This window comes from Burkholderia sp. MSMB1826, from assembly GCF_001526325.1.
Taxonomy (GTDB): domain Bacteria; phylum Pseudomonadota; class Gammaproteobacteria; order Burkholderiales; family Burkholderiaceae; genus Burkholderia.
The window spans coordinates 36,813-49,965 of sequence record NZ_LOYN01000057.1; the positions used below are offsets into that span (position 1 = coordinate 36,813).

The 13,153-nt window shown below is 67.9% G+C and carries 12 protein-coding genes; 8 read left to right on the top strand and 4 right to left on the bottom strand.

From position 1 onward, the window contains the following. Positions 1 to 154 precede the first annotated feature (154 nt). The 3 genes from mqo to dbpA all read left to right on the top strand — a co-directional run bounded on the left by mqo (position 155) and on the right by dbpA (position 3,836). Complete coding sequence (mqo, locus tag WS95_RS30360; RefSeq protein ID WP_034205692.1) at positions 155 to 1,801, top strand: malate dehydrogenase (quinone); 1,647 nt, start codon at positions 155 to 157, stop codon at positions 1,799 to 1,801. Positions 1,802 to 2,244: 443 nt separating this feature from the next. Beyond that, positions 2,245 to 2,442, top strand: a complete 198-nt coding sequence (locus WS95_RS30365) for a hypothetical protein (protein WP_006483193.1) — start codon at positions 2,245 to 2,247, stop codon at positions 2,440 to 2,442. Next, on the top strand, positions 2,439 to 3,836 hold the full coding sequence (dbpA, locus tag WS95_RS30370; RefSeq protein ID WP_059827739.1) for an ATP-dependent RNA helicase DbpA: 1,398 nt from the start codon (positions 2,439 to 2,441) through the stop codon (positions 3,834 to 3,836). Before WS95_RS30365 ends, dbpA begins: the two co-directional genes overlap by 4 nt. 45 nt (positions 3,837 to 3,881) lie before the next feature. Here dbpA and WS95_RS30375 read toward each other — a convergent pair whose 3' ends face one another. Beyond that, positions 3,882 to 4,706, bottom strand: a complete 825-nt coding sequence (locus WS95_RS30375; protein ID WP_059827741.1) for a phosphate/phosphite/phosphonate ABC transporter substrate-binding protein — start codon at positions 4,704 to 4,706, stop codon at positions 3,882 to 3,884. Positions 4,707 to 4,950: 244 nt separating this feature from the next. Between WS95_RS30375 and WS95_RS30380 the strand changes: the two genes are divergently transcribed. Together WS95_RS30380 and WS95_RS30385 are read left to right on the top strand one after the other, a co-directional pair. Beyond that, entirely contained in the window at positions 4,951 to 5,976 is a 1,026-nt protein-coding gene (locus tag WS95_RS30380; RefSeq protein ID WP_059827743.1) for a fatty acid desaturase, read from the top strand. 190 nt (positions 5,977 to 6,166) lie between these two features. Beyond that, complete coding sequence (locus tag WS95_RS30385) at positions 6,167 to 7,369, top strand: benzoate/H(+) symporter BenE family transporter (protein ID WP_059827745.1); 1,203 nt, start codon at positions 6,167 to 6,169, stop codon at positions 7,367 to 7,369. A gap of 23 nt (positions 7,370 to 7,392) precedes the next feature. On the opposite strand, the gene WS95_RS30390 is transcribed toward WS95_RS30385, so the two are convergent. Beyond that, complete coding sequence (locus WS95_RS30390) at positions 7,393 to 8,280, bottom strand: NAD(P)H-binding protein (RefSeq protein ID WP_059827747.1); 888 nt, start codon at positions 8,278 to 8,280, stop codon at positions 7,393 to 7,395. Positions 8,281 to 8,604: 324 nt separating this feature from the next. Next, positions 8,605 to 9,522, bottom strand: a complete 918-nt coding sequence (locus WS95_RS30395; protein WP_059827749.1) for an AraC family transcriptional regulator — start codon at positions 9,520 to 9,522, stop codon at positions 8,605 to 8,607. A gap of 192 nt (positions 9,523 to 9,714) precedes the next feature. Between WS95_RS30395 and WS95_RS30400 the strand changes: the two genes are divergently transcribed. Further along, a complete protein-coding gene (locus WS95_RS30400) occupies positions 9,715 to 9,909 on the top strand; it encodes a hypothetical protein (protein ID WP_059827751.1) in 195 nt (64 codons plus the stop codon). A 47-nt stretch (positions 9,910 to 9,956) separates the two neighbouring features. On the opposite strand, the gene WS95_RS30405 is transcribed toward WS95_RS30400, so the two are convergent. Then, positions 9,957 to 10,910, bottom strand: a complete 954-nt coding sequence (locus tag WS95_RS30405; RefSeq protein WP_059827753.1) for a LysR family transcriptional regulator — start codon at positions 10,908 to 10,910, stop codon at positions 9,957 to 9,959. 100 nt (positions 10,911 to 11,010) lie between these two features. On the opposite strand from WS95_RS30405, the gene WS95_RS30410 reads away from it, so the two are divergent. After that, a complete protein-coding gene (locus WS95_RS30410) occupies positions 11,011 to 12,369 on the top strand; it encodes an NAD(P)/FAD-dependent oxidoreductase (protein ID WP_059827755.1) in 1,359 nt (452 codons plus the stop codon). A 326-nt stretch (positions 12,370 to 12,695) separates the two neighbouring features. Then, positions 12,696 to 13,130 (top strand): phosphatase, encoded by a 435-nt coding sequence (locus WS95_RS30415; RefSeq protein WP_059827757.1) that lies wholly within the window; start codon positions 12,696 to 12,698, stop codon positions 13,128 to 13,130. Positions 13,131 to 13,153: the final 23 nt, after the last annotated feature.

The following is a 13,153-nucleotide window of genomic DNA, read 5'->3' on the forward strand; positions in this document are numbered from 1 at the left end:
GCGTGCGCAAATGCAACGGCGCGCAGCGTCGATCCGGAGTTCCGGATTCGCGGTCCGGATCTCCGGACCCGTGTTTCGGCGTAACGAAATCGCGGGAACCGTGCGCCGGGCGGCATGGCAAACCGATGCATCCAAGTTGAAAAAGGGATCTGCTGTGATCAAAACGTTACGGGTAATACTGTCGGCGCTCGCGCTGTGCGTCGCGACATCGTCCGCGCACGCCGCCGACACGAAGAAGGTCGACGTCCTGCTGGTGGGCGGCGGCATCATGAGCTCGACGCTCGGCGTCTGGCTGCACGAACTCCAGCCCGACTGGTCGATGACGATGGTCGAGCGCCTCGATGGCGTCGCGCTGGAAAGCTCGAACGGCTGGAACAACGCCGGCACCGGCCACTCGGCGCTCGCGGAGCTGAACTACACGCCGGAGAAGGCGGACGGCAAGATCGACATCTCGAAGGCGATCGAGATCAACGAGTCGTTCCAGATCTCGCGCCAGTTCTGGGCGTGGCAGGTGAAACAGGGCGTGCTGAAGAACCCGCATTCGTTCATCAACTCGACGCCGCACATGAGCTTCGTCTGGGGCGACGACAACGTCCGCTTCCTGAAGAAGCGCTACGAAGCGCTGCAGGCCAGCCCGCTGTTCCGCGGGATGCAGTATTCGGAAGACTACGACCAGATCAAGCAGTGGGTGCCGCTGATGATGGAAGGCCGCGATCGCAACCAGAAGGTGGCCGCGACGTGGACGCCGATCGGCACCGACGTGAACTTCGGCGAGATCACGCGCCAGTTCGTCGGCTACCTGAAGACGCAGCCGAACTTCACGCTGTCGCTGTCGAGCGAAGTACGCGAGATCTCGCGCAACGCCGACGGCACGTGGCACGTGTCGTGGGTCAAGCTGCACTCGGACGAACCGCCGCAAGCGGTCGACGCGAAATTCGTGTTCATCGGCGCGGGCGGCGGTGCGCTGCACCTGCTGCAGGCGTCGGGCATCCCCGAAGCGAAGGACTACGGCGCGTTCCCGGTCGGCGGCTCATTCCTCGTGACCGACAACCCCGAGGTCGTGAAGCAGCATCTCGCGAAGGCATACGGCAAGGCGTCGGTTGGCTCGCCGCCGATGTCGGTGCCGCACCTCGACACGCGGATCATCGACGGCAAGAAGATCATCCTGTTCGGGCCGTTCGCGACGTTCTCGACCAAGTTCCTGAAGAACGGCTCGTACTTCGACCTCGCGAAGAGCACCAATCTGCACAACGTCGCGCCGATGATGCGCGTGGGCGTCGACGAATTCCCGCTGGTGCAGTACCTCGCCGGCCAGTTGATGCTGTCCGACGACGACCGCTTCAACGCGCTGAAGGAATACTTCCCGAACGCGAAGAAGGAAGACTGGCGCCTGTGGCAGGCCGGCCAGCGCGTGCAGATCATCAAGCGCGACCCGGTCAAGGGCGGCGTGCTGAAGCTCGGCACCGAGATCGTCAGCTCGAAGGACGGCAGCATCGCGGGCCTGCTCGGCGCGTCGCCGGGCGCATCGACCGCCGCGCCGATCATGCTGAATCTGATGCAGAAGGTGTTCAAGGACAAGGTCGCGACGCCCGAGTGGCAGCAGAAGATCCGCCAGATCGTGCCGAGCTACGGCACCAAGCTGAACGACAGCCCGGCGAAGGTCGTCGAGGAATGGACCTACACGAGCGACGTGCTGCAACTCGCGCCGCCGCCGAAGATCGACCTGGGCGCGCCGGCTCCGTCCGGCGCCGGTGCCGCACCGGCCCGCCCGGCGAAGGCGTCGGCCGACATGGCGCTGTAACGCGCCGAACCGCGACACGCCACGCGAACCCGACGGGCGACCGTCGCCCGTTCCGGCCTGTTTCGCGTGAAAGGCGGACATCGTCTCGCCCCGGAGCACGGGGAGGCAGGCCGCGATCCACGGCCATCCGGGAGGATGGCCGTTTTTGCGTCGGCGCCCGGCGCGCGCGATGCTGGCCACCGGCCGCACGCCCGCGACGCCCGGGCGAAATCGACCGATTGCGCCGGTTCCGCCGCATCCGGCCCGGCGTCGCGCGCGGTATCCGCTAGAATTGCGGCACGCGCGATCCCGAATCGCCCTCCCGATCCATCATCCGCAGCGTCGCACCCTTACGCCTCCGTCCGCACCGCCCCGCGCCCGCGGGTGCACGCGAGCGCCGCGGCCGTGCGACGCCCGCGCCCGCCCACAAAGGGCGCACAACCGAATTCAGCTGGAGAAAGACCGTGTTTACCTGCCGAAACCAGAGCTGCGGCACGCAGTGGGAGCAGTCCGACGTCGTCATCAAGGACGAGGGCCAGGGGCTGCTGTTCCGCTGCCCGCTGTGCGGCGCCCGCAACTATCTCGAACGCTTCGAGGACGACGAAGGCAACGTCGTCTACGAGCAGATGGAAGGCCGCCCCTACCTCGGAGACCTGTCTTGACCCAACCGACCGCCACGCCGTTCAGCGCGCTGCCGCTGACGCCCGCCACGCTCGCGAACCTCGCGCAGCTCGGCTATGTCGACATGACGCCGATCCAGGCCGCCAGCCTGCCGGTCGCGCTGGCCGGCCAGGACCTGATCGCGCAGGCGAAGACGGGCAGCGGCAAGACCGCCGCGTTCTCGCTCGCGCTGCTCGCGCGCCTCGATGCGCGCCGTTTCGACGTGCAGGCGATGATCCTGTGCCCGACGCGCGAGCTCGCCGACCAGGTCGCGCAGGAAGTGCGCCGCCTCGCGCGCGCCGAGGAAAACGTGAAGGTGCTGACGCTGTGCGGCGGCACGCCGATGCGTCCGCAGGCGCAGAGCCTCGAGCACGGTGCGCATATCGTCGTCGGCACGCCGGGCCGCATCATGGATCACCTCGATCGCGGCAACCTGAAGCTCGACGCGCTGACTACGCTGGTGCTCGACGAAGCCGACCGGATGCTCGACATGGGCTTCTTCGACGACATCGCGAAGGTCGCGCGGATGTGCCCGACGACGCGCCAGACGCTGCTGTTCTCCGCGACCTATCCGGACGGCATCGCGAAGCTGAGCCAACAGTTCCTGCGCAATCCGAAGGAAATCAAGCTCGCGGAACGCCACGACGACAGCAAGATCCGCCAGCGCTTCTATGAAGTGACCGAGGACGAGCGGCTGCATGCGGTCGGCCAGTTGCTGAACCACTATCGGCCGGTGAGCACGATCGCGTTCTGCAACACCAAGCAGCAGTGCCGCGATCTGCTCGCCGTGCTGCACGCGCAAGGCTTTCACGCGCTCGCGCTGCACGGCGAGCTCGATCAGCGCGAGCGCGACCAGGTGCTGATCCAGTTCGCGAACCGCAGCTGCTCGGTGCTGGTCGCGACCGACGTCGCCGCGCGCGGGCTCGACATCGCGCAGCTCGAGGCGGTGATCAACGTCGACGTGACGCCCGACCCCGAAGTGCACGTGCACCGCATCGGTCGCACGGGCCGCGCGGATCAGGACGGCTGGGCGCTGAGCCTCGCGAGCATGGACGAGATGGGCCGCGTCGGCGCGATCGAACAGGCGCAGAAGCGCGATGTCGAATGGCATCCGCTCGCCGAATTGACGCCGGGGGACGACAGCGTGCTGCTGCCGCCGATGGAAACGCTGCAGATTCTCGGCGGACGCAAGGACAAGATTCGTCCAGGCGACGTGCTCGGCGCACTGACCGGCGACGCCGGGTTCGACGGCAAGCAGATCGGCAAGATCAACGTGACCGAGTTCTCGACCTATGTCGCGATCGAGCGCGGCGTCGCACGCGACGCGCTGCGCAAGCTCAATGCCGGGAAGATCAAGGGCAAGCGGGTCAAGGTCCGGTTGATGGACGAGGAGTAAACGGGCCGTGGGGCGGACGGCCGCGGCGCCGCCGCGCCCCGTGCGTCACGCGAGTTCGGGATAGCCGAGCGCGACGGCTTCCCGCTCGAACCGCGCAATCGCGTCGTAGTCGGCTGGCGACAGCCGGTCGAATCCCTTCAGCCTCAGCACGCGCGCGCGCTGCGCATCGGCCGCGACCGCGCGATCGAGCGCATCCTGCAACGCGCCGACCTGCGTGTCCGCCAGCGCCCGCGATGCGATGAACGGCAATCCCGGCGCGGATGCCGTCGCGCCGACGATCCGGATATCCGTCAGCAGACCGGGCAGCGCGTCGCGCACGTACGCGAACGTCACGCAGTCGATCGCCGCGCAATCGGCCTCTCCCGACGCCAGCGCACGCAGCACGTTCAGGTGCGAACCGAACGGCGTGACCGAGCCGAAAAACCGGCCGTCGCGCGCATGCGGCGCGATCGCGTGCCGGAATGCACTCATCCCGCTGTGTGAATCCTCGCCGTTGAAGGCAGCTCGCAATCCGCGGCATGCGGCGAGCGTCGTCGCGCCGCCCGCATGCGCGCGCGCCGACACGACCAGCACGCTGCTGTAGCGCGCACCGTCGCAACCGGGCGCGTCGAACACCGGGGTCGCGATCAATCGCACGGTATCGCGCAGGCCCAGCATCCGGTACGGATAGCCGCAGGTCTGCGACAGCAGCAGATCGTCGCGCCGCCACAGTGCTTGCAGGTCGTCGAACGGCGCGTCGGGCAGCGCGACGCCGGCGGGCCCGCCCGCCTTCGCGAACCCATCGAGCGCGTCGCGCAGCAGCGCGCGCCACAGGGTCGTGTGGCGCGGCGTCACGTTGTACATCGGCAAGACTGCGATCCAGGGCTTCATGCGGACATTCTACGCATCGGCGGCGGCCCCGATGCTTATCGGCGCCGGCACGATAAGCAAATGCGAATCGATTGGTTGGCGTCGCCGCGCCGCCCCGGTACCGTTCGAATGCCTGTCGGCGCCGCCACCGCGCGCGACGCCGTGCAGGTCGACCGTGATCCGCGAGACACCAGCGCACCCGGGCCGAGCGCCCCGGTTCCCCCGCTCGTTCCCCGCACTGCCCGATCCACCCCGCCTCAACGCCATGGCCGAATATTTCGACGTCGACCACGCGCGCGCGATCGCCGCGCTCGACGCCCGCTTCACCGCCCGCACCGAGTGGCCGACCTGGCTGCTGGTCGTCGTCATCTACGGCGGCTGGCTCGCCGTGCTGCTGCTCGTGCGCGACGGGCACCTGTCGCTCGCCGCCGCGACGCCGCCGCTGATCCTGCTCGGCGCGTGGCATCTGTCGCTGCAGCACGAACTGCTGCACGGCCACCCGACGCGTTCCGCGTTCGTGAACAAGCTGCTCGGCTATCCGCCGCTGACCGTCTGGTATCCGTACACGCTGTATCGCGACACGCACCTCGACCATCACCGCGACGAAGACCTGACCGTGCCGGGCGTCGATCCCGAAACGAACTACGTGACGCGCGCACGCTGGGCGCGGCTGCCACGCTGGCGCCGGGCGCTGACGGTCGCGCGCAAGACTTTCGCCGGACGAATCGTCGTCGGGCCGCCGCTGGCCATCGCCGCGACGTTCGGCGAGGCGTTCGCCGCGTTCCGGCGCGGCGACTTCCGTTATCTGCCGATGTGGGCGACGCATGCCGCGTGCGTGGCGGCGCTGCTCGCGTGGCTGCAATGCGCGATCGGCGTGCCGTGGTGGTACTACCTGCTGCTCGTGACATGGCCCGCGCTGTCGCTCGCGATGATCCGCTCGCTGTACGAGCATCGCGCCGCACCGCATCCGAAGGCGCGCATCGCGATCAACGAAGCCGGGTTCGCGATGCGGCTGCTGTACCTGAACAACAACTATCACCTCGTCCATCACGACCTGCCGAAGCTGCCGTGGTACGACCTGCCGCGCGCGTACCGGATGCGACGCGACGCCTACGCGCGCAAATGCGGGGGCTTCGTGATCCGCGGCGGCTATCGCGAACTGCTCGCACGCCATGCGTGGACGCCGACCGATCCGCCCGTGCATCCGTTCGGCGAGGGCACGGCGTCGCTGTCGACGGGCAGCGGGATCAAAGTGGCGGTGATCGACGAGGTGTTGCAGATCAGCACGTGACGTCGCCCGGCACGCGCTGTCGCCCCTCCGGGCTTGCGCGCCAATTCTTACGAAATGCCGACAATGCCGCTCGGCCGCGCCCGAATTGCCAATTGCGTCGGCAATGTCCAGAATGGCGGCTCATCCGGGCTTCCGACCATCATTCGCCCCGGCTCCGCCGCCCGGCCGCGCGCCGCATTCCCCGACGACGATGCAACCGAACACCCCACCCGGCGCGATCCGCACGCTCGGCCACGACTGGTCCGTTTCCGCGATCACCGCGGGTTTTCTCGCGGTCCTGATTTCCTATGCAGGCCCGCTCGCGATCTTCTTCCAGGCGTCGCAGGCCGCGCATGCGTCCAACGACATGGTGTCGTCGTGGGTCTGGGCGATCTCGATCGGCGCGGGCGTGTCGGGCCTCGTCGCCAGCTGGAAGCTGAAGGTGCCGGTCGTCACCGCGTGGTCGGCGCCCGGCACCGCGCTGCTCGTCGGCCTGTTTCCGCAACTGACGCTCAATCAGGCCGTCGGCGCGTACATCACGGCTGCGCTGATCATCCTGGCGATCGGCGTCTCCGGCTATTTCGACCGGCTGGTGCGTCACATCCCGCGCGGCATCGCCTGCGGGATGATGGCCGGCATCCTGCTGCCGTTCGGCATGCATGCGTTCTCGGCCGCGTCCGCGCAGCCCGCGCTCGCGTTCGGGATGATCGCGGCCTACGTGATCTTCAGGCGCCTGCTGCCGCGCTACAGCATCGTGCTCGTGCTGCTGACGGGCGCCGCGCTCGCGACGCTGCTCGGGATGACGCATCTCGGCAACGTGTCGCCGAGCCTCGCGCGGCCGATCTTCATCGCCCCCGAGTGGACGCTCGGCACGACGCTCAGCCTGGCGCTGCCGCTCGTCGTCGTCAGCCTCACCGGCCAGTTCCTGCCGGGGATGACGATTTTGCGCGTGTCCGGCTATCGCACGCCGGCGCGCCCGATCATTACCGCGACCAGCGTGATGTCGCTGGTCGTCGCGTGCTTCGGCGGGATCACGATCGTCGTCGCGGCGATTACCGCGGCGCTGTGCACCGGCAAGGACGCGCACGAGGATGCGGAACGACGGTACGTCGCCGGGCTCGCGAACGGCGCGTTCTACCTGATCGGCGGACTCTTCGCCGGCACGATCGTCACGGTGTTCTTCGCACTGCCGAAGGCGTTCGTCGCGATTCTGGCGGGGCTCGCGCTGATCGGCGCGATCGGCGCGAACGTGCACGGGATCTTCGAGGACGAGAACCATCGCGAAGCGTCGGTGATCACGTTCCTCGCGACCGCGTCGGGAATGACGTGGCTCGGGCTCGGGTCCGCGTTCTGGGGGATCGTGATCGGATCCCTGTCGTATGCGGTGTTGAACAGGGTGCGACGGCCTGCGTGACGCGCCGCGCGCCGACGCTTCGCTCAACGCGCATGCCGGCGCACCAGTTGCGCGAGGGCCTCCTCCAGCGGAGTCGTACCGTACACCCGCTCCGACACGTCGGCCTCGACGTCGATCCGCCCCGCGTTGTGCACGTCGTACAAATCGACGATCAGCTGCGCATGGCGTTCGCCGAGCCCGGCGCGCAGCAGCGTCGCGCTCCACGTGTCGCGCGGCAGCTCGTGCGCGACGATCGCACGGCCCGCGGCCGCGCCCAACGTATCCGCGATCGCCGTCACGCTCACCCGCCGCGGCCCTTCGACGCTGACGATACGCGGCCCGCCACGGCCTTCCGGCGCATCGAGCAGCAGCCGCGCCGCGACGACGCCCACGTCGGGCGCCCAGACCGTCGGAAACACCTTGTCGACCGGATGGTGGAAGCTCGGCAGCACGCCGGTGCCCAGCGCGACCGGCAGCACGCGCGCCCAGTTCTGCACATGCTCGGCCGAGCGCAGCAGCGTCAACTGCGTCGGAATCGTCTTCAGTCGCTCCTCGAAGTCATGGAACAGGCGCGTGATACCCGTATTGCCTTCAAGCTCCGCACCGTAGTCCGACAACGCGAGCAGCGCCGGCGGCGGATTCGCTGCGAGCGCGGCGGCGGCCGCGTCGATCGTCCGCGTCATCGTCGCGGCCGGATCGGGGTCGGCAACCGGCACCGGGCACAGCATCTGCACGGCCTGCGCGCCGTCGATCGCCGCGGCGATCGCGTGCGCGTCCGTCAGGTCCGCGATCGCGACATCGCAGCCGAGTTGCACGAAGCGTTCACGATGGCGTGCGTCGCGCAGCACCGCGCGCACGGAATGGCCTGCGTTGCGCAAGGTCGTCACGGTCGACTGGCCGACGTTGCCGGATGCGCCGAAGATCACGAACACGATTCGCTCCTTGGGGGATGGAAGTGCTGTGATTGTCGGCATGCGCGGCCCGGGTGGCGCGCACGGACGGATGAATCGAGCAGGAAAGGATGGCGGGATGAACGGCCGTGGCCATGCGCTGCTCGATGCGACACCGATCGCGTCGCGTCGGGCGATCTGCCGATCACAAGGCACAACCCACCTGAAACGAACCGCCGCTCACATCCGACGCGTCGCGCTTCGACAGCGCTCGTGGGCGCCGGAGAAGCGAACGCGGCAATTGTCCGACACCCTGTCGGACAATTGCCGTCGGATCGAACGAAACGCCCGTGCATCGCTGTTCCGTTATGCGTCCCTGCATCCATCCTCGCCGTCATAGGCCAGCCGCAACCCGCCCCGCGCGCCCGACCGCGCAATCTCCGTCGGCGTCGCGCCGAGCACGCGGTTCATCCAGTTCGCCATGTGACTCTGATGCGCGAACCCGGCTTCCAGCGCGATCTGGCTGATGCTGAGCCGGCCTTCGAGCAGCAGCGCCTTCGCGCGCTCCACCCGGCGCCGCACGACGTACTGATGCACGGGCATCCCGAGCGTTTCGCGGAACAGTACCTTGAAATGCGGCACGCTGATCGACACGAGCGCCGCGAGCTCGGCCAGTGTCATGCGCCGATCGAGATTCGCTTCGACATAGTCGATCACGCGCGCAGCGGCCTTCGGCGCGAGCGTGCGCCGGCGTTCGCGAAACGCGGGCTGACCGTCGACCAGCCGCGCGACGAGCGCCGTGCACAGGCTTTCCGCATAGAGCGGATCCGATGCGTCTTCCGCTTCGAGTTCGGCGGCCATCGCCCATGCAATGTGCTGCAGCCGCGGGTCGCGCACCTGCAGCCGCCGGCGGATCTGCGCGTGCGACGGCTTCAGTTCGAGCTGCTCGACCGTGCGCCGCACGAAGGTGTCGCTGAGCGCGATGTGCAGAATCCGGCAGTCGGCGCTGTCGGTCCACTGGCCGGGCAGGCCGGCCGGAATCACGTCGACGTCGCCGTGCGCCTGGATACGCGACACGCGCTCGCCGTCGCATACGCAATCCGCCCGCACCGGCGCGCCGATGTGCACGCCGATCCGGTGATGCTCGGCTGCCGGGATCCGGTACGTGCCCGCGCGGATCTCCAGCAGCGACGCGCCGAAGCCCTGCCAGCCGAGCCCGCGGCTGGAGCGCAGGCTGACCGGGACGCCGTTGTCCGTCGGCGCGGCAAGAATCGGATCGCTCATCGAGGGTCTCCACCAGATCGGGTGACGAATGCGCATTGTGACGCGTTTCGCGCCGACGTGCCGGCCGTGCCCGGCCGTCTGCGCATCGAGCACAAAAAGATCATCCGTTTCTGCTCGGGACGATCCTTGCGTGCGCGCCGACGGACGCCGCGCCGCTTACGATCGGCTCATCCGACACCTACGGAGCCCGTCATGCCCCATTACTGTCCGCAACGCGCGGCGTTCGTCGCGCGCTCGCCCCGCGCCGCCCGCCCTTCATCCGGCCCCCACGCCCGCCACGGCCGCCCGGCCATCGCCGCGTGGTGCCTGCGGATCGTCGGCTGGTACCGGCTCGAACGGCTGCTCGCGTCGATTCCCGACAGCAACGACGATTTCGGGCTCGTCTGACCGGCCGGTCGACATCCCGCCTACTTGCGTCGCCTACTTGCGGCCGCCTACTTGCGCCGCCGCTCGTGCGGCGCCACCGTCGCGCCGTCGATCACCGGCGCGCCCTGCTTGATCAGGAAATCGCGAAACAACCCCGTCACCTGCGAGATGCGCCGGTCGGCGAGGGTCACCACATACCATTCGCGCTCGATCGGGTTGCCGGGAAACGGCAGTTGCCCAAGCAGCCCCGTGCGCAGTTCGAGCGCACACGCGTGCAACGACAGGAACGCGACGCCGAGCCCGGCTTCGGCCATCTGCTTGATCGCCTCGTTGCTCGACAGTTCGGAGCCCACATGAAAGCGGTGGCCCGCGTTCTTGAACAGGCTCTCGACGGTCGAGCGCGTGCCGGCGCCGCGTTCGCGCACGAGCAGGTGCGCGGATTCGAGATCCTTCAGCGCGACGCGCTTGCGCCGCATCAGCGGATGGTCGGGCGCCGCGACGAACACCATCGGGTGCTTCGCGAACTCGACCGCATGCGTACGCAGCTCCTTCGGTGCGCTGCCCATCACCGCGAGATCGATTTCATGCGTCGCGAGCATGCGGATGATGTCGTCGCGATTACCGACCTTGAAATACGTCTTCACGTGCGGACGCGTGGCAGTGAATTTGACGAGCAGTGGCGGGATCAGGTATTCGGCCGTCGTGATCGCGCCGATCCGCAACGTGCCGCCGAGATCGCCCGTCAGCGCGGCCACTTCGTCGCCGGCCTCGCTCCACAGATGCAGGATCTCGCGCGCGTAGCGCGCCACGATCTCGCCGGCCGCGGTCAGTTGCACGCCGCGCCCCACTCGCTGCAGCAACGCGGCGCCCACGGCCTCCTCGAGCAGCCGAACCTGCAGCGACACGGCCGGCTGCGTCAGGTTCAGTTCCTCGGCCGCGCGCGACACGCTGCCGAGCCGCGCAATCATGTCCAGCGCCTTCAACTGCCGGAACGTCGCGGTCTTTCTTATAAGTGAATACATATGAGTTGCTTATAAACATTAAATTGTTCGAGTGGGTTCGAAACTATATCGTCGGTTCCTGAGCAATGTCATCCGAATCGTCATTCAGCGGGAGCCCAACATGGACAACACCACGCCCCACCTTGCAGCGAACCGCGCACCGCGCCTGCCGCGCATCGTGATCGTCGGCGGCGGCGCCGGCGGCCTGCAGCTCGCGACGCGTCTCGCCGATACGGTCGGACGCCGCGGGCAGGCCGAGGTCGTGCTCGTCGACCGCTATCCGACGCATTTCTGGAAGCCGCTGCTGCACGAAGCCGCATCGGGCCATCGCGATCCGGCTTCCCACACGATCGAATACGCGGCGCAGGCGAAGCGCCACGGCTTCCGCTTCGTGCAGGGCGCGCTGCAGCAGGTCGATCGCGCGGCACGCACGGCGACAATCGCGGCCGTGCAGGATGCGGACGGCACGGAAATCCTGCCGCAGCGCGTGCTCGACTACGACGATCTCGTATTGGCGGTCGGCAGCGTGACGAACTTCTTCAACGTGCCGGGCGCCGCGCATCATGCGCTGCCGCTCGAAAACCTCGACCAGGCCGAGGATTTCCGCCGCAAGTTCCTTGCTGCCTGCACGAAGGCGAATCACCTGGCCGAGCAGCAGCCGGCACGGCGCGGCGCGCCGATCTGCATCAACGTGATCGGTGCGGGCGCGACGGGCGTCGAGCTGGCCGCCGCGCTGCGACATGCGGTCCAGCAACTGACGACGTACCGCTTCAAGGCGCTGGTGTCCGCGCGCGACGTGCACATCCGGCTGATCGAAGGCGGCCCGCGCATCCTGCCGGCGCTCGACGAACGGCTGTCCGGCAAGATGCACGCGCAGCTTCGCGCGCTGAACGTCGACGTGCTGACCGATACGCGCGTGGCGGAAGTCGGCGCGGATGCCGTGACGACCGCGACCGGCGAACGCCTCGCGAGCGACATCACGATCTGGGCAGCCGGCGTCGCCGGCCCCGCGATGCTGCGGGACATCGGCGACATCGCGCTGAACCGCTCGAACCAGGTGATCGTGACCGACACGCTGCAGACGCCCGACGATCCGCACGTGTTCGCGTTCGGCGACTGCGCCGCGTGCCCGTCGACCGGTGCGGGCGGATTCCTGCCGCCGCGTGCGCAAGTCGCGTACCAGCAGGCCGTGTATCTGGTCGACGCATTCGCGCGCCGCGTCGCCGGCAAGCCGGTGCCCGGCTTCACGTTCCGCGATGCGGGCACCGTCGTGTCGCTCGGGCATGCGGGCGCCGTGTATCAGGCGGATATCGGCATGCGCTCGCGCTCGCTGATCGTCGACGGGCTGGCGGCGATCGGGCTGTACAAGTTCCTGTATCGCAAGCACCTGTTCAGCGTGGTCGGCATCAAGCGCGCGCTGTTCCAGTCGCTGAGCCACTGGCTGCAAAGCCGCAACCAGCCGTCGATCAAGCTGCATTGATCGTCGCCGTTCGCACGCAGCCTCGCAGCGCGGCAGATCGGGCGAGCATCGTCCGATATGCCGTTTTTCCATATGGATATGCGCGATGCAGCCGGAATGTGCGCCACGCCGGTGCATCGCATCGAAGGCCGTCGATGCGGTGCAATTCGTGCGTGAAATGCCGTGTCACGCGTATCCCGCGCCCGCTCTGGCTTGCCACTCCATTCATTAGTCGAATCGTATGAGTCGGCTATAAATATTGATTGGTCGCGTTTTCCGCATCGACGCTAAGGTGTGTGGCATTCCCGTCGGCGAACGGATCATCACGTTTCTGAAAAGGAATCACCGTGGTCATCGAAGCCATCGTCACCCGTCTCGACGCAGCATTCGCGCAGATCGAAGCAACGCCGGATTCGCGCGAGTCGCGCCATCAACGCGACGCGATCATCCGTTGGCTGGACCGGGCATCGGAAGAAGGATATCGGCTCGGCCTCGTCACGACGCTGCCGGCCGCGCGGCTCAACGACATGTTCGAAGGCCAGTTCGGCCGCGCGAACCTCGACCGCTTCTCGGTCGTCGTCACGGACACCGATCAACAGGACTCCCGATCGAATCAGCATCCGTTCGATGTCGCGCTGCAGGCGCTCGGCGTACCGCGGGAGCGCGCGGTCGGCGTCGCGAGCAGCGAACCGGAACGCCGCGAAGCCGAGCATTTCGGGTTGTCGCGCTGTGTGAACATCACCGATACGGTACGCTCGATCGCATCGGCCGAGCTGCACTGAACGCCGGCACCCGGGCCGGCTCG